Annotated in this window: 15 protein-coding genes; 2 read left to right on the top strand and 13 right to left on the bottom strand. The window is 58.1% G+C overall.

Features of this window, described 5'->3' with window-relative positions; translation table 11 throughout:
* Window positions 1–451: 451 nt before the first annotated feature.
* On the top strand, window positions 452–1,051 hold the full coding sequence (locus G7K71_RS20205; protein ID WP_395858267.1) for a site-2 protease family protein: 600 nt from the start codon (window positions 452–454) through the stop codon (window positions 1,049–1,051).
* Window positions 1,052–1,478: 427 nt separating this feature from the next.
* Here G7K71_RS20205 and G7K71_RS08175 read toward each other — a convergent pair whose 3' ends face one another.
* From G7K71_RS08175 to G7K71_RS08150, 6 genes are all read right to left on the bottom strand, one after another.
* Window positions 1,479–3,737 (bottom strand): hypothetical protein, encoded by a 2,259-nt coding sequence (locus tag G7K71_RS08175; protein ID WP_166344819.1) that lies wholly within the window; start codon window positions 3,735–3,737, stop codon window positions 1,479–1,481.
* Window positions 3,738–3,850: 113 nt separating this feature from the next.
* Window positions 3,851–4,519 carry a copper amine oxidase N-terminal domain-containing protein gene (locus tag G7K71_RS08170; protein WP_166344816.1) on the bottom strand — a complete coding sequence of 223 codons (669 nt, stop codon included), beginning with the start codon at window positions 4,517–4,519 and terminating at the stop codon, window positions 3,851–3,853.
* 254 nt (window positions 4,520–4,773) lie between these two features.
* Window positions 4,774–5,220 carry a putative toxin-antitoxin system toxin component, PIN family gene (locus tag G7K71_RS08165; RefSeq protein ID WP_121450816.1) on the bottom strand — a complete coding sequence of 149 codons (447 nt, stop codon included), beginning with the start codon at window positions 5,218–5,220 and terminating at the stop codon, window positions 4,774–4,776.
* The gene (locus G7K71_RS08160) at window positions 5,201–5,491 is read right to left on the bottom strand and encodes an AbrB/MazE/SpoVT family DNA-binding domain-containing protein (RefSeq protein ID WP_121450815.1); all 291 of its coding nucleotides are present in this window, start codon (window positions 5,489–5,491) and stop codon (window positions 5,201–5,203) included. The genes G7K71_RS08165 and G7K71_RS08160 overlap by 20 nt, the downstream gene beginning before the upstream one ends.
* 443 nt (window positions 5,492–5,934) lie before the next feature.
* The gene (locus tag G7K71_RS08155; RefSeq protein ID WP_121450814.1) at window positions 5,935–6,393 is read right to left on the bottom strand and encodes a prepilin peptidase; all 459 of its coding nucleotides are present in this window, start codon (window positions 6,391–6,393) and stop codon (window positions 5,935–5,937) included.
* Between the two features lie 178 nt (window positions 6,394–6,571).
* Window positions 6,572–7,108, bottom strand: coding sequence for a hypothetical protein (locus G7K71_RS08150; protein WP_125185622.1), 537 nt, complete (start codon window positions 7,106–7,108; stop codon window positions 6,572–6,574).
* Between G7K71_RS08150 and G7K71_RS08145 the strand changes: the two genes are divergently transcribed.
* Window positions 7,097–7,891, top strand: coding sequence for a hypothetical protein (locus G7K71_RS08145; protein WP_125185621.1), 795 nt, complete (start codon window positions 7,097–7,099; stop codon window positions 7,889–7,891). The genes G7K71_RS08150 and G7K71_RS08145 overlap by 12 nt on opposite strands.
* A 104-nt stretch (window positions 7,892–7,995) precedes the next feature.
* Here G7K71_RS08145 and G7K71_RS08140 read toward each other — a convergent pair whose 3' ends face one another.
* Genes G7K71_RS08140 through G7K71_RS08110 form a run of 7 tightly spaced genes read right to left on the bottom strand, consistent with a single transcriptional unit; the run spans window position 7,996 to window position 14,641 of the window.
* Complete coding sequence (locus tag G7K71_RS08140; RefSeq protein ID WP_243113698.1) at window positions 7,996–8,181, bottom strand: Flp family type IVb pilin; 186 nt, start codon at window positions 8,179–8,181, stop codon at window positions 7,996–7,998.
* A gap of 19 nt (window positions 8,182–8,200) precedes the next feature.
* The gene (locus G7K71_RS08135) at window positions 8,201–9,016 is read right to left on the bottom strand and encodes a type II secretion system F family protein (protein ID WP_121450812.1); all 816 of its coding nucleotides are present in this window, start codon (window positions 9,014–9,016) and stop codon (window positions 8,201–8,203) included.
* A 12-nt stretch (window positions 9,017–9,028) separates the two neighbouring features.
* Window positions 9,029–9,847 carry a type II secretion system F family protein gene (locus G7K71_RS08130; protein WP_165859273.1) on the bottom strand — a complete coding sequence of 273 codons (819 nt, stop codon included), beginning with the start codon at window positions 9,845–9,847 and terminating at the stop codon, window positions 9,029–9,031.
* The gene (locus G7K71_RS08125; RefSeq protein ID WP_121450810.1) at window positions 9,841–11,178 is read right to left on the bottom strand and encodes a CpaF family protein; all 1,338 of its coding nucleotides are present in this window, start codon (window positions 11,176–11,178) and stop codon (window positions 9,841–9,843) included. The genes G7K71_RS08130 and G7K71_RS08125 overlap by 7 nt, the downstream gene beginning before the upstream one ends.
* Window positions 11,179–12,063 carry an AAA family ATPase gene (locus G7K71_RS08120; RefSeq protein ID WP_121450809.1) on the bottom strand — a complete coding sequence of 295 codons (885 nt, stop codon included), beginning with the start codon at window positions 12,061–12,063 and terminating at the stop codon, window positions 11,179–11,181. It lies immediately after the preceding gene.
* A complete protein-coding gene (locus G7K71_RS08115) occupies window positions 12,064–12,726 on the bottom strand; it encodes an SAF domain-containing protein (protein ID WP_166344813.1) in 663 nt (220 codons plus the stop codon).
* On the bottom strand, window positions 12,704–14,641 hold the full coding sequence (locus G7K71_RS08110) for a hypothetical protein (RefSeq protein WP_166344810.1): 1,938 nt from the start codon (window positions 14,639–14,641) through the stop codon (window positions 12,704–12,706). The genes G7K71_RS08115 and G7K71_RS08110 overlap by 23 nt, the downstream gene beginning before the upstream one ends.
* Between the last annotated feature and the right edge of the window lie 17 nt (window positions 14,642–14,658).

Raw genomic sequence — 14,658 nt, 5'->3', positions numbered from 1 at the left:
TCCTTCCAGGAAAACCCTGTAGACCGCACCAGCAACCTGACTTTCCTTGGGCTGAACCGGCCGACCCGCTTGCCGTCTGCGTCTGCAACACCCACCAGTTTCGTGGTTTCCGTCGGCAGGCCGCAGACCCAGCCGCGGTATTTTACTTTAACGCCATCAATACCAAAAACGCTGAGCAAAACCCGATGGCGCTGGTAACTGTTTCGTTAATTGCAATATCTTTTTCCATCTCCCTCGGCATGCGGGGGTCAAAACATATTTTCCCGAAATGGTCAGCTTCCCAGTCTCTGTATTTCACAGTGTCGATTATCCTTAAGTCCCTTTTGTCAAAGAGCAGGTGGATGAGCCAAACGGGAGAACTGATAATAATTAACAGCTTTGTTCCGAAGCGCAGTTTTTCCACAGGGAGTTGATTAATTAAGTGGTGGAAATACTGGCATTTATCGTTTCCATGTTGATGGGCCATTACCTTGCGATCTTTTTGCACGAAATTGGCCATGCTTGTGTGTACTTCTCCCTGGGAATTCCTGTCACTGGGGTTAATGTGGGAAGTAGCCGGGTTCTTTTTTCCATCAAAGTAAGAAATGCCATATTCAGGTTTCGCTTGTTCCCCGATGGTGGAAACTGTACAAGATTCACAAAGCCAGAAATGCCTTCTCCATTCGGTCCACGGCTGTTCCTTCCCTTTATTGGAGGACCAGTGGCAAATGCTGTCTTTTTCGGGATATTCTATTTTTTTGCTGGCCACGCTGCCGGTGTTTGCAAAATAGTTCTGTTGGGTTTTTCTTTCGCCAACCTCAATTCGTTCGTGACTAATATGATCCCGATTTCCGCTTTTACAGATATGAGACAAGCTGCCATCGGTCTTTATTGTTTTGCTAAAAAATTGGGCTATTGTGAGTTTGAACGCATGGTTTACAAACCTACATACAGAAAGAAAAACGTTTCGTTTTTGTTTGCCAATATTGTCCGCGCTATTTTGATTGTCTTTCTTTTCTACCGCTTCTTTCTTGGCGAAATTATAACAACCATAAACAACCCTCCCTTTTAAATGACTGGGCAAGTCCAAAATAAACACAGTTTCTTGAAGTGATATGCCCACAATATGCGTTAAGCCAAACTTGATTACAACAAATACCAGCATGAGCAAAAAAGCTTCATAATTCCCAATATCCCCTCTCAGATAATATGGGTAAAACATTAGACCGCCTATTACGGCGGTTATGGAGGTGAAAAGCGACGATACTCTAAAATCCGCATAGCCGTATTCGTAAACGCTTTGGGTTTCCAGAATTCTTTTTTTGGCAAACCTGAACCAGAGGTTGTATATGGGTCGGAAAATAATCAACTCCTTTGTTGCCACCTCCTTCTTTTCGCAAACCGGTACAAAATACAGGTGGGAATTTAGCAGCACACGAAAACTCTTCTGAAAAACGACAGGGCCGGGTCAACCCCGGCCCCTGAACCAGATCTACAATCTAATCCCCAATCAACTCCGCATGGATCTTGCTGTCCTTCGGCGGCAGTTGCACGACCTCCACCCTCACCGTGGTCTCGGCCACGTTGTCCGGCGGGTAGGCGTCCTCCCAGGAGCCGTCCGCCGGCCACGCTTCCGCACGGAACCTGTACGTCCCCGGGGTGGACGTGGTGAAGGTGTAAATCGTCCTCTCGCTGTCCTTCGGTCCGAGCCGCACCGTCTTCGTTACGGGCCCGCCCGGGCCGCTCACCGTGAACCTCACCGGGATCTCACCGCTGCTGTCGTCCTTCCTGGTCGCCCTGCCGGTTACGATTATCTTCACGTCCCGCCCGGGGAGCGTCTTCCAGACAGTCTTGGCGGGCAGGAGGGTGGCCTTGACGTCGTGCAGGCCCTCAACCTCGATATTGACGGACACCACGTTGTTCTTTTCGGTCAGTTCGGGGTAGTACCGCACCAGCTTCGGGTTCATGATGTCCGGGTAGAACGTGTTCAGGGCGGCGACCAGCTTCTTCGAGCCCGGCTGGGCTGTCCAGTCGAACGTGACCGTCACCGTGTCACCCTGCTTGTTGAGGGAGATGACCTGCTGCTTGTTGCCCTCGTAAACCGGCAGCGGTGCGCCCGCTTCGTCCTTTAAACTCGCTTTATTGATTGTGTCGCCGATTACGTGGAACGCCGCCACGGGTATCAGGTCAAGCGGCCACTCGACACCGGGATCCTGCCTGTACTTGAAGACCACGGTGGCGGTGTATTTCTGCCCCACTTTCGCCTTCTGACCCCTGGGCACGCCGGAGTCGATGGAGACAGCCTCCAGGTCGATGGGGATGGCGTTCCAGGCGAATATGCCCTCGTTCGTGGTGACCACCAGGTGGTCGTGGGCTACGGAGATTTCACCCGAAACACCGGCGGCGTAAGACCCGCCGCCGCTGGACACGGGCAGGTTGACGTACCCGTATTTCTCACCGGTGCCCGCGCCCAGCATGGCCAGTGCCGGGGAGGATTTGCCGGAAATGCCGCGCGTACCTTCGAGGACAATGCTGCCGTGCCCGTTGACCGCCCAGACCGCCGGGGCTGTTTGAGCCCGGGAGTCGAAATTCGCCACCCACATCGTCTTCCCGGTGTTGCGGTCCACGGCGATCACTTTGCCCGGGGAGTTCACGTCACCCGAGCTGGTACCGCCCACTGCCGGGAAGAAGACCGTACCCGGGAGCAGGGCCGGGGAACGGTTGGAGAAGGTGCCGGCGACAGCGGTGTTCACCCACGCGCCTTTCAGTGCCCGCGTGTCGTAGCAGTACACCCGGCTCCGGCAGTCTCCGAAGTACAGCTTCGTACGGTCCCCGCTGACCGAGAAGCTGGCCACCAGGCCGGAGGGGAGGTTTGCTGTCCTGTATAGCTCTTTGCTCTTTAAATACGGTTTTCCATTGTTCTCTCCCAGGATATCGTTGAATTTATAGATTGCAAGCTTGCCGCTGTACAGCCCCTGGTCCACGCCCACGGCGAAGCCGTCGGACCCGTCGGCGAGCTTCACGATGCTCGGCGTGGACGATGTGCGGCCGGGGAGATCGAGGTAGTAAACCGTTTCCTCTCCCGGATTTAGCTTTCCAGTTTCCTTTAGCTTGTCCATGTTAACCCAGAGAGCTATCCGTTGTGTATCACCGGTTGTAGTTATTACTATCAGGCGACCGTTCCAATCGTAAACAACCGGAGCAGAGACAATGTCATGAACTTGTTTCGACCAGTCGCGGAACACTTCCTTCGGGTGGTCGAAGTCCGTCACGTCGAACACCTGGAGCCATGCCCCGCCCACTGTGCTGTCGTGCTCGGTGCCTACGAATACCAGCTTCCTGCCGTTGAGGTCCACCAGCGTCGGGTGGCTCTTGGTCGGGCCGTCGCCCTTCAGGGGCAGGGACCAGACCGGCGGGTTGGGCTGAAATTTCCCGTCGGGTTTGGCCTGTTTGGAAACAAACCCGCATAGTGCTTTTCCTATGGCCGCGATGATCACCGGGCGGTCTTTGCCGAAGTAGTCCCCGTCCAGGATCAGCGGCTGGGAGTAGGAAGTTTCGGGCGGGTTCTGGAAGGCGTACCAGGCGGGCCACATCACCGGGAAGTTCGTATTGTCCCCCACCCTGGTGTGATAATCGTCGAATCCGAAGGTGGTCACGTCCTTCCACAAACCCCACCCGGACGTCGTTGCCGCGAGCGCCGGAAACGCCGAAGTAAACAGGAACACCAGAACCAGAAACGCGACGATAACCCTGCGCACGTGCATTCCCCCTTTGCTCTCCCAAGTTTTTCTCAAAAAAATAAAAACGTCAGGCGAGTGAGCCTGAACGTTTGTCTGGACCGAATATTCCTGAGCCCTTTTTACTTAATTCTCTAATTGATCCACGACCTTTTGATAGGGTCATAACCTCCCTTCCAGAACACGCCGTCGGTGACTATGCCCAGCCTGGGCTCATTGTGGTTATAGCTGACCTTCTGGAAGCCCTGGCCGGGGTCGTAATCCTGAGAATTTATGATCACCGTCCAGGTGTCGCTCTCCCACCTGACGTTGTACCCCAATCCCTCGCTGATGAACCTCACCGGGACGAAGGTGCGCCCGGACTTCACCATCGGGGCCACGTCCATCTGCTTCTCCATACCGTTGACGTAGGCGGCCTTCCTGCCGACGTACATGACTACCTTCAGGCCGTCCTTCTCGGCGGTCACTTTCTGGTCTTTACCGTCCCAGTCCACCCTGCAGCCCAGGGCTTCCGCTATGAACCGGTAGGGTACGAAGGTGCGCCCGGACTTCACCATCGGGGCCACGTCGGGACGGATCTCATTGCCGTTGACAACAATGGTGATAGGTTTGGCAACGTTACCCGAACCCCCGCCTCCTCCATATACGGGCACTGAACCGTCGATGAAACCGTTATCTACCCCGTGCGTCGCAGCGTCTAAGTTAGATGGTCCGCCACCGCCATCCTGCGCTTCCGCCCACGCGAAGGTAGCAAAGCTCAGGAGCATCAGAGCTGCAATAAACAGCACAGCCGCTTTACGCATAAACATCTCTCCTTTTGGAAAGTTTGTCCATACCTACACCGGGCGCATTCCCGGCACGAAGATCACGAAAAGCGCCAATATGATGATGAACCAGAAAAATCTCAGCAGATGATACCACTCCTTTTATATATATTCGACGCATGAACGAAAACTTTTGTTCCAGGAACCACCACCTTCTGGAATATTATAGCACGGGCAGGGCAAAAACAGCCCTAAAAATAAAAAAAGCCCGGCAGGGCCGGGCAGGTTCCTGGTTAACCATCTCCTTTCAGAAAGGACACCAGCTCTTGTAGAAAATCCCCGGGTGTACCGATAGCAAAGTTTACCTTCCCTTTCAAATCGCTGTTCAGGAAATGCTTGTCCAGGCTTAACAGCCAATCTACCTTACCGGATATGGCCGCCGCCAGTATTGGAGCATCCTTTTCGTTGATCAATGAACTGGCGTATTCCAGATCCTCACTGGTTGCGTCCACTATCTCGAACGGCAGTGTCTTAAACAGGACGTAGTAGCTGTCCATGCAACCTGGCAGCTTCTTTTGAATGTTCCTCAGGACCTCGCCCACTACGTCTTCGGATATACAGGGAACAATTATCCCTAACTCGGCCAGGGCCAGCACTTCATGTGAACCGCCCGTACTTGAGGCAAGGGCAGCTATAATAACGCTGCTATCCAGAAACACTTTAATCTGTCTTATACTCATGGCTACCCTCTCTCAACTCAGCTAAAAGTTTTTCCAGGTCGATACCGTTTCTGGCCATTTCCTTACGGACGGAAGCAGCCAGTTCCTTGACCGTTATCTTTTCCGGGGTAGCCACAATAGCCTTACCGGCCTGAAAAACTTCCAGGATTGTGTTTTCATTGATTCCCAGGCGTTCTCTCATCTCGGACGGGATGGTAAATTGACCCTTTCCCCAAACACGCACCTTTTTAACAACGGGGTAGCTTCGCTTTGTTGCTATCCTTTCAGACATACGGAATTCCACCTTTCAGAGTTTCTCTTATTATATACTCTATAAGGCAGAAATTACAACCGTTCCTACAAACAAAAAGCCCGGCAAAGCCGGGCAGTCAACTTCCCTTGACATTATGGGGGCTATATGTTAGATTAAAAGCAGGAATACCATAACAAACGGCGTTGGTGCCTCGACCTGCCGAGGTTTTTCGGTTGCCCTCTAAACTGCTGGCACAGTTTAGAGGGTTTTTACCTTATTCCCTGCGGTAGGTGATGAGCACCACGAGGGTGAGCAATTGGATGGTTGCCTGCACGATCTGTATTACGTCTTGTGCGGTAATCATCCCTGCCCCACCCCCTTTCGGAGAAGAATCTCCCCCGGCAGGTGAGGCCCGCAGTTATGGTATTCCTTGTCTTATTTTAGCAAATGCTGTTGTTTTCCGCAATTTTGACAGCTATTTCTCATACCCCCAGCACTTTCAACCCCACCGCCAGCGGACCCATCAACACCGCCAGGGGCACAGCCCCGCCGGGCATTCTCCCCACCAGGACCATCAGGAAGGCCGCCGGCCGGCCCGTACCGCGCCAGGCTTTAAAGCCGCCCCATATGGCGAAGATGGCGGACGCCAGGGCCACCCCGTACAGTACCGGCAGGGGTCCCAGGAAGAGCGCCAGCCCCGGGGCGAGCTTCATATCCCCGCCCCCTATCCAGCCGAATATCCAGCATAAAAACATGGCCACGAACACTACCAGTGCACCGATAAGGTAATCATACCTCCCCAGCCATAAATCCAGGAGCACCCCGCCGAGAGCGGTCGGGTACGTCAACCAGTTGGGGATGGTCATTTCCCACCTGGCGTCCGTATAAGCCGCCGCAAGAGCTACGATGGCAGCGATGATGACAGGAAATTCAATCGACATTCACTAACACCCCCTGCTTCTGAATAGTTCCCAAAAGCTGTATGCGGTCGCAATGGTTAAAGTGATGACCGAGCGAAAAACGGCATAAGCGAGCAGGCCCAGCCCGAAGTAGAAGGCCCGGTCGGCGAGTTCCGCGGCAAATCGTTCCGTAGTATGACCCCCTTTAAGGGATAGCGGTTCAAACTGTGATGAAACGCCACCAGAGGCCGGCGTGCCAGTGGTAAACCTTGCGGTTGTAAGGCACCAGCAGGGTGTAGAACGCAAAAAAGCACGCCCAGAGCAGCAGTAATGCCCGGTTGCCCTCCGTCACCACCAGGCCGGTAAGAGATGTCGTTGCAAACCACGCCGCCGCTGCGTAACCTCCCAGCAGGGGCACCAGGATGAAACTGCACCCCGTAAGACAGTCGAGGTACACGGAAGCAGGCATGGATTTGACCCACCTGCCGAGCGCCCGCGCAAAAGGAACCAGTACTGCCGGGAGGATAAAGTCCGCGCCAAGGAGAAGAAGATAAAAAGTCAGGCAGACGCGGAAAACACCGGCCACCTGACCGGTTTCCCCAAAACGGTTCCAGTCACTCAGAAATTGAAGCCACAAAACCGGTTCCACGTAGCCGTGAGGTACCGGCCCGGCGGGGCAACTTTTCCATTCGATGCCTACAAATCGCAGAAAAAGAAATATAAACAGGGGCAGGAACACCAGGTCATGAAGGAGCATCACGTACCACAAGGAACGAAAAATCCAGAAAAGCACGACTATAAGCCTCTTCGGAATGAGAAAAAACTGTACAGCTGCTTCCCTGAGAGGGAGCTCCTGCGTGCCGGGCTCCGCTGCGCTCCCGCGGTAACATGCCGGCACGTACTTGTGGTCGGCTTTTCCTGCGTAAGCATTGTGGCCGTCACTGCTTGCTCCGGCTTTTTCACCGCCTTCCTGCTGCAGGGAATCACTTCTATAGCAATGTGGGTTGGCCTTTTCTTCTCCTTTTTCGCGATCTTCCTCCTGATCTGGAAACTTGTGAATTGCTATTTCCTTGCCCGAAGCGTTCAGGTCACCCCCATGATATATGCTCTCCGGAAGAAGGATGCATGGGAACTTCACATGTCGCCTCTCGCGTACCGCGTCTACGAAAGTACGAAAGATCCCAGCGTAAGCATTAAATACGAACTTGCAACCGCCGCCTTCCTCGTTTCGAAGAACTCGGATGAAGCGGGGGTCAAAGTCAAATTTCAAACCTGGCTCTTCCGGGATGGGCAGATACCGGGCACCGGCATTTCCGGGGTTCCCGTCCGCACGATCCGGCGTACGGTCCTCGCCGTTACCACGCTTCTTCTCTCCACGAAAACGGGCAAAAACCTTCTTGAAAGAAAACCTCCCGATTTCAGGGTTTTGTTTGCGAAGTATTATGCTTTTTCTCTGACACCTGATGATGTACTCGCTTTGGTCAATTCCGTACGGGAACTCCGGCCCGGCGCGGTGGAAACAAATGCCCAAGCAGAATAAGAAAAAAATGTGCGCGAAAACCATGAAAGCCCACAACCACAGCCACAACGGCGGCAACACCTCCTCAAGAAAAATCCCCGGGTTTGGTAACCCGGGGATCTTGACTAGCCCGTGCTGTCCAGGGCTTCCTTGACCCTGTTGAACTTGTTCACCAGGGCAACGCCCAGAGCGGTGAGAGCCGCGATGCATACCACCGCCACCAGGGCCAGGATCAGGCCGTACTCGGCAATTCCGGCTCCCGACCGGTCGCGGTGAAACCTGACCGCCAGGGTTTTGACTTTATTCAGCACCGGATATCACCTCCTTCAATTAGTTGCCCAGGGCGGCAACCAGGTGCCAGACGACGGGGAACCCCACCAGAACCAGCATGGGGAACAGGATGAACATGATGATCGGGAAGATGATCTTGACCCCCAGTTCCCCGGCCACCCGCTGGGCCTCGTAACGGCGGAGGAGCTGCATCTGGGCGGCGTGCTGCTTCACCGTTTCGGCCAGGGGTGAGCCGTAACGCTGGGCCTGCTCGATGACCCTGACCAGAGCGGTCAACTCGTCCACCCCGCACCGGGCCGCCATCTCCGCCAGGGCGTCTGTGCGCCTCTTCCCCACAGCCATGTCGCGGCAGGCACGCTGGATCTCGGCCCCCAGCTCCCCCTTCAGCGAGGAGGCCACCTGTTCCAGGGCAGTCAGGATGTCCGCCCCGGCGGCCAGCGCCGTGGAAAACATGATGGAGAAGTCCGGCAGGTCCCGCCTGATGGCGGCCACCCGGCTTTTCACCCGGTTGTTGAGCCACCAGCCGGGCAGGAACCAGAGCGCCAGCGCCGGGACGATCCCCCAGTATATGTCCAGGAACCCGAACAACGCCGGCGGGACGAACAGGGCCATGCAGGCCAGGGGAAGGGCTATACGCAAACCCGCAAACACCTCCGGCCGGATGTCCAGGTTCGCCTGGACGATTTTCCTTTCCAGCAGGGTGCGGGAATCGCCGGAAGAGAACCTTTTCCCCGTGCGGGCCAGCAGTTCCTCCGCCCTCCCCCGGACGTCTTCCGAAAAAAGAGACGGCTTCTTCAACATTAAAGCGGCTATACCCGCCGACGCCAGCAGAGCCGCCATGAGACGCAGATCCATATTTCCCCCTCCCTACTGCGATACCCCGGCCATCATCTTCTTAACCACCACATTGCCCAGGAAGATCATCGCGCAGCACATTATAAATACCGCGCTCCCGGGCAGCGTGTGGAAGAGCGGCCCGGCGAACTCCGGGTTCACCGCCCGGGCAAACCCCACCACCAGGAAGGGCAAACCGGACAGTATTTTCAGCGTCATGCGGCTGTCGGCGGTAACCGCGTCGATGAACGCCCGGAAGCTTTCCCTCTCGTAGTAGGCTTCCAGGGCGTGGTCGCATATGGCCGCCAGGTCACTACCCGTCCTGCTGTACAGGCTCAGGCCGACGGTGAGGACCCGCAGGTCTTCCCAGCCCGTTTCCTGGCGCACAGTATCGAGGGCCTGGACAATGGTCTGCCCGGTCCTGGTCCTGCGCAGCACTTCAAAGAAAACGTCCCTGGCCGGCCGGGGCATGTTCGGCACGGCGTCCTCCAGGGCCTGGTAGGGATTCAGGCCGCCCCGTACCGCGCTGGCCAACTGCTGCAGCACGTCGGCGAACTGCACCCGCAGGAGTTCTTTTCTCCGGGCTTCCTGCACGCCACGCCACCACCTGGACACGTAAAAGCCGCCCAGCGAGGCGGCGGCAGCAAAATAAACCGTCCCGGTCACCGCGTAAGCCAGGAGGGCACACCCGGCAGCCCCTGCGAGCAGCACGGGAAGATCCTGTTTCACGGCCGTCCTGCGTTCTTTAAGCCTTACGGAACGGGTGCGGCCGGAAAGATTCGGGCCGAAGATGAGTACAAGCAGGGCCAGAACGGTGGCTCCGGCGGCGGCAATGCTCAAAAGCGTCAGCACGTCCAGCCCCCCTCTTCCCGGAAAATCCGCTCCCGGGTGAATTTTGACGCCACCCAGACCAGCCTTTCGGCAGAACGGTCGTACTGCCAGAGGGGGTTCAGCCCCACGTTGAGCACTCCCTCGGGCGTGCGCTCGACGCCGGTCACCTCCACGATGTGGTCCAGCCGCCGCCGTCCCGACCGGTCTTTGAGGACGTGGATGAAGATGTCCACCGCGTCGGCTATCTGCTCGATAATGGCCTCGTAGGGCAGGTCGAGTTCGGCCATCTGGACCATGTTGACCAGGCGCCGGGTGCCGTGACGGGCCGAGTTGGCGTGGATGGTCGTCATGCTCCCCAGGTGGCCGGTGTTCATAGCCTGCAGCATGTCAAAGGCCTCCCCCGCGCGGCACTCCCCGATGATGATCCGCTTGGGGGCCATGCGCAGGGCGTCAACCATCAGGTCCCGCTGGGTGACTGCCCCCTTTCCCTCCTGGTTGGGCGGTTTTGCCTCAAGGCGCCTGACGTTCCTGTGCTGCAGCTGCAGTTCCGCAGGGTCCTCGATGGTGATGATGCTCTCCTCGTCGGGAATGAAGGAAGCGATGCAGTTCAGGAGGGTCGTCTTGCCGGAACTGGTACCGCCGCATATCACGATGTTCATCCGGGCCAGAACGGCCGCCTTGAGGAACTCCAGCACCTCCGGGGTGAGCACCCCCCGCTTGAGCAGGTTTTCCACCGTCATGTCCTGGCGGAACCGCCGGATGGTGATGGTAGTGCCCTCCACGGCCACCGGGGGGATGTGGGCGATCAGCCGGGAGCCGTCGAAAAGCCTGGCGTTCACCCGGGGACTGCTGATGTCGATACGCCGCCCCGTGGGGGCCAGCATACGCTCCAGTATGTCGCGGCAGTGCTGCTCGTCCCGGAAGCGCACCCCCTCCGCCACCCGCTCAATACCGTGCTTTTCAACCCGGATCAGGTCGTACCGGATCACCTTGATCTCGGTAACTTCCGGGTCGTAAAAGAACTGCTCGATGGGGCCGAAACCGAGGAGGTCGTCCGCAAGCTCCTCGGCCAGGGCCGCCGCCGCACCGCTGCCTATGGGGATGTCCAGCTCCACCAGGGCACGCATCACTATGCTCCTCAGCCGCGAGCGCACCAGCGGGTCCCGGGACTTCCCCAGTTCCTCCGGCTTCAGCTGTTGCCTCAAAGCCAGCTGCACGTAACCCCTCAGCCGGGAAAGGTTCTCCTGGGAGATAGCCGCGTCCTGGCCCTGTTCAGTATCGGCGGTGGCAATTTCCAGCGGCACGACCTCGTTCAAGTTACCGGCCAGTTTCCTGATCAGCTCTATATCCATTCAGTCAAACACCTCCTCCGTGAAAGCGGACACCGCCCGGGAGAAGGGGTCTTTGGGTCTGGCGAGCGCTACCACCTGTCTCCGGTTGTTATATTCCATCACCGCATCGCTGTACGGCAGGATAGCCTTGAATTCCACCCCCAGGGGATTTTTGTCCACCAGGTCGGCGACACGTATACCCCCGGGCACACCGGCCTTGTTCAGCATTACCGCCGAGCGATCTTCGCACCCGAGCCTTTCCAGGTAGTTCACGGTACCCCCGAGCATGTCGATGCTTGCCCGGTCGGGAGTGATGACGGTGAACACCCTGTCGGAAACCACCGCGGCGGCCCAGGCCGGGTTGGCCCCGTTTACCGGCGGTGCGTCCACCACCACGTACTCGTAGGCATCTTTCAGGATTCCGAGGACCCGGAAAACAAGAGCGGGATTGACCCGCTCCAGATCGTCGTAGTGCACCACGCCGGGCACCAGGGCCAACCCGCACTGGTGCTCGTAAACCGATATGTGCCGCCTGTCTTCAGCACTCTCCCAGTCCAGGATGTTCACCGGACAGTCGGAAGGCAGCCCGAACCTGGATCTCACCGCGCCCACCCCGTTGAGGTCCACCAGCACCGTCCCGGCATGCCTGGCCAGCAGGGCGGCTACGTTTGCCGCCACGGTGCTCACGCCGTCCCCACCCTTGGGAGAGTGGAAGGTTACTATCTTCCCCCGCCCCGGCAGGGCCCCGGGGGAGACCGGAATGCCGTCGATCATCCCGGGGTTTTCCTTTTCCCGTTCCCGTTCCTCCTGCTCCGCATGCTCCGTTCCCGCTGCAGGCCCCCACAGGATCAGGCTCTCCCCGGGTTCCTGCATATCCTTCTTCTTTTTCCTGCCCAACCCGAACATTTACCTGACCCCCTCCCGGGGCAGGAGGGCTATCGCCGTCCTTTTGCCCCTGACGATGGAGTTGGCGATTTTTTTGGCCTCCTCGGGCGTTACCGCCACCACCACCGGCCCCCTGCTGCCGCCGGTGCCGCCGAATACGCCCTCGCCCTGCGGCCTGTCCCCGGGCACCTCGAGAACCACGGCATCACGGGCTATGAGTTCTACAACCGTGGCCGCCGTTTTCGAGGCTGCATCCCCGACCGGCACTTCACCGAAGACCATCACTTTATCCCCTGCGGAAAGTCCCTTTAGCGCTATCTCAGCAGGCAGGTCCACGGCCACTTTCCCGGGGGCCAGGGAGCTGAGACGGGCCTGCAGGCTGCCCACTCCCGCCTTGATGTGCGCCTTCCTGACAGGGTCTCCCGGCAGGAGAGTGCCGAGAATGACGGTTTTGCCGATTACCTCCCGGACATCCGATACGGCGTCGGGAGGTACGTCCACCCTGGCCATGGGCTGGACCTTCACCATGTCGCCGGTGATGACCGTTCCCACTGGTATTTTCTTCTGGGCCTTGACCACCGGTACCGTCGGCGCGGTAATCCCGATGATGTACCAGACAAGAGCGCCGGACAGTACGACCAGGACCAGGGCTGTTAAAACGTTAACCAGTTTGTTTTTTGGCAATGCTCCTCATCCTTTCCCAGTAAAACTCTCCTTCCACCCCCCGCACCAGGGCTTCGGAAAGGGCGTCCGCCGGGTTGTGGCGGATGGTCAGCACGGGGTTCAGCTGTTCCGGCACGACCGGCGGCACCCCCCTGAGGTCTATGCCCGCCACCACGTTTTCCCTCCCCTCTTTCAATTGCCGGAACCAGAGCAGGGCCGTCTTCAGCTCCACCGGGTCCCCGCCGGGGACGACGCACATCACTACCGAGCGCCCGAGGAATACCGCTTTACCGGCCAGGCTGACGTCACCGCCGAAGTCGACCACCGTGTAGACGGCAGTCCTGCGTGCCTGCTTTATGAGCTCGATCACGCCGTCCCTGCCGCAGTCCAGGTCTTTTGCCGGGTCCACCGGCCAGAGCTTTAGCCTGTCACGCACCAGGGGAACGGCCGACCCGGGCACACGCCAGTCACACATGATGAGTTCCTCGTCGCTCACGTCCAGCCAGACCGCACCCGTGCTCTCCTTCGCCGCGCATATAAAGGCCACTTCGTTTCCGGTGGCCGCGAACATCCTCGCCGCCTGGGCGGCGATTCTGCCCGCAAGACCCGGACGCCAGGGCGATACGACCGCCAGAAGTCCCCCGGGGACTACGGATGCCGGATTTTTCCCTTGTGCCTCATGAAGGGGCACATCCTTTTCCGCTTCGTCTTCCGGGGTTTCCTCCTCCAATGGCACGGATTCTTTAACAGATACCCTGGGCAGTACGAACCGGAGCTTTCTTTCCGGCCGCCCGCTCTTCCGCGGTTTCTTTTTCGGCTCGGGCTTTTGCACCGCCGTCGCCGGTCCTGCTTGTCCGGGCTTCAGCTCACGGATCAGGGAGTTGACCAGGAAGACCAGTTCTTCCCCGGAGACGAAACCGCCGGGCGGGCAGGTAAGTATGTGGCGCACCCCCGCACCGGCGGCCTCTTCCGCCATTTCTTTGCCTGCATCGTCGAGTTCCCCTGCGATGAACAGGACGGCCGGCACCCTGGTAACCGCCCATGCGGCAAGCTTGTGAGCGCCGGCTATGCCTCCGGCCGGCCCCGGACGCATAAGTACGGCTATATCCGGGGCGGTATTTTCAACGGCTTCCTTAAAATCTTCCGGCGTCCTGGAAGCGTGGATTACTTCCAGAACGCCGTCAAATACCCCCTGGAACCATTCTTCCAGCTGCTCGCTACCAAGTCCCAGGAGCACTTTGGGGGTGCCCGAAACCACCCTGTTTAGAACAGGAATACCGCTACCCGTATCCTGCGGGGGTTTGTAGTCCGGCTCTACGGCGTCTTCTCCTCCCGGAGTTGATCTTTCCGGCTCCGGGTCGTTTCCGGCCTGCATTTTTTCCTGTTCAGGTTTACCGGCTTGATTGATGCTAACCGGACGGAGCTGGTTCAGCTTTCCAAGCAGCCCCGCTTTTTTTCTCTTTGCCTCACCTGCTTCCACTTCCCCCACCGCTGCTTCGTCGGGCTCCAGGCCCGCCTCGGCCAGTGTGGCCGGGTTCAGCGGACTCGCTACGCCTCCGGTTACCATAAGCCCCCTCACCAACTCAGCCGCTTCCTGGGGAGATGCGGGGTTTTCCAGGCGGTACAGGACCTGGGCCGGGGAAGCAGGAAGGAAAACTAAGTCCCGGATTCCCAGGGCGCCAGCATAGGGTACCAGAGGGCTATCCCGCCGGGCCAGGAGCACCACGCGCAGGCCGGCGTCGAGGAGAGCCTTCAGTGCCTCCTCGTGGGGCACAACCGGTTCCAGGCTGTCGGAGTAAATTACGGCGTCAGCACCAAACTTCACGGCTGCCTGAACGGCCAGGTCGTTCACGTACAGCTCCCTGACTTCGTGATCCGCACCCCGAAGGTAGCCTGCCAGGACTTCTGGATCCGGATGCGCCAGGAGAACGAGCATGATTTGCCACCACCCCA

Origin of the sequence: Desulfofundulus sp. TPOSR (assembly GCF_011393055.1) — a bacterium.
In the GTDB taxonomy this organism is placed as follows: Bacteria; Bacillota; Desulfotomaculia; order Desulfotomaculales; family Desulfovirgulaceae; genus Desulfofundulus; species Desulfofundulus kuznetsovii.
Note: the sequence above shows the minus strand (reverse complement) of the source record. Positions and strands in the feature narration are given on the sequence as shown.

Excerpts from the sequence above, each read along its gene's own strand:
- G7K71_RS20205 (WP_395858267.1), top strand. The coding sequence starts at position 452 with ATGTTGATGGGCCATTACCTTGCGATCTTTTTGCACGAAATTGGCCAT.
- G7K71_RS08145 (WP_125185621.1), top strand. The coding sequence starts at position 7,097 with ATGAAGGAGCATCACGTACCACAAGGAACGAAAAATCCAGAAAAGCAC.
- G7K71_RS08125 (WP_121450810.1), bottom strand. The coding sequence starts at position 11,178 with ATGGATATAGAGCTGATCAGGAAACTGGCCGGTAACTTGAACGAGGTC.
- G7K71_RS08165 (WP_121450816.1), bottom strand. The coding sequence starts at position 5,220 with ATGAGTATAAGACAGATTAAAGTGTTTCTGGATAGCAGCGTTATTATA.
- G7K71_RS08120 (WP_121450809.1), bottom strand. The coding sequence starts at position 12,063 with ATGTTCGGGTTGGGCAGGAAAAAGAAGAAGGATATGCAGGAACCCGGG.
- G7K71_RS08170 (WP_166344816.1), bottom strand. The coding sequence starts at position 4,519 with ATGCGTAAAGCGGCTGTGCTGTTTATTGCAGCTCTGATGCTCCTGAGC.
- G7K71_RS08135 (WP_121450812.1), bottom strand. The coding sequence starts at position 9,016 with ATGGATCTGCGTCTCATGGCGGCTCTGCTGGCGTCGGCGGGTATAGCC.
- G7K71_RS08150 (WP_125185622.1), bottom strand. The coding sequence starts at position 7,108 with ATGCTCCTTCATGACCTGGTGTTCCTGCCCCTGTTTATATTTCTTTTT.
- G7K71_RS08110 (WP_166344810.1), bottom strand. The coding sequence starts at position 14,641 with ATGCTCGTTCTCCTGGCGCATCCGGATCCAGAAGTCCTGGCAGGCTAC.
- G7K71_RS08155 (WP_121450814.1), bottom strand. The coding sequence starts at position 6,393 with ATGTCGATTGAATTTCCTGTCATCATCGCTGCCATCGTAGCTCTTGCG.
- G7K71_RS08160 (WP_121450815.1), bottom strand. The coding sequence starts at position 5,491 with ATGTCTGAAAGGATAGCAACAAAGCGAAGCTACCCCGTTGTTAAAAAG.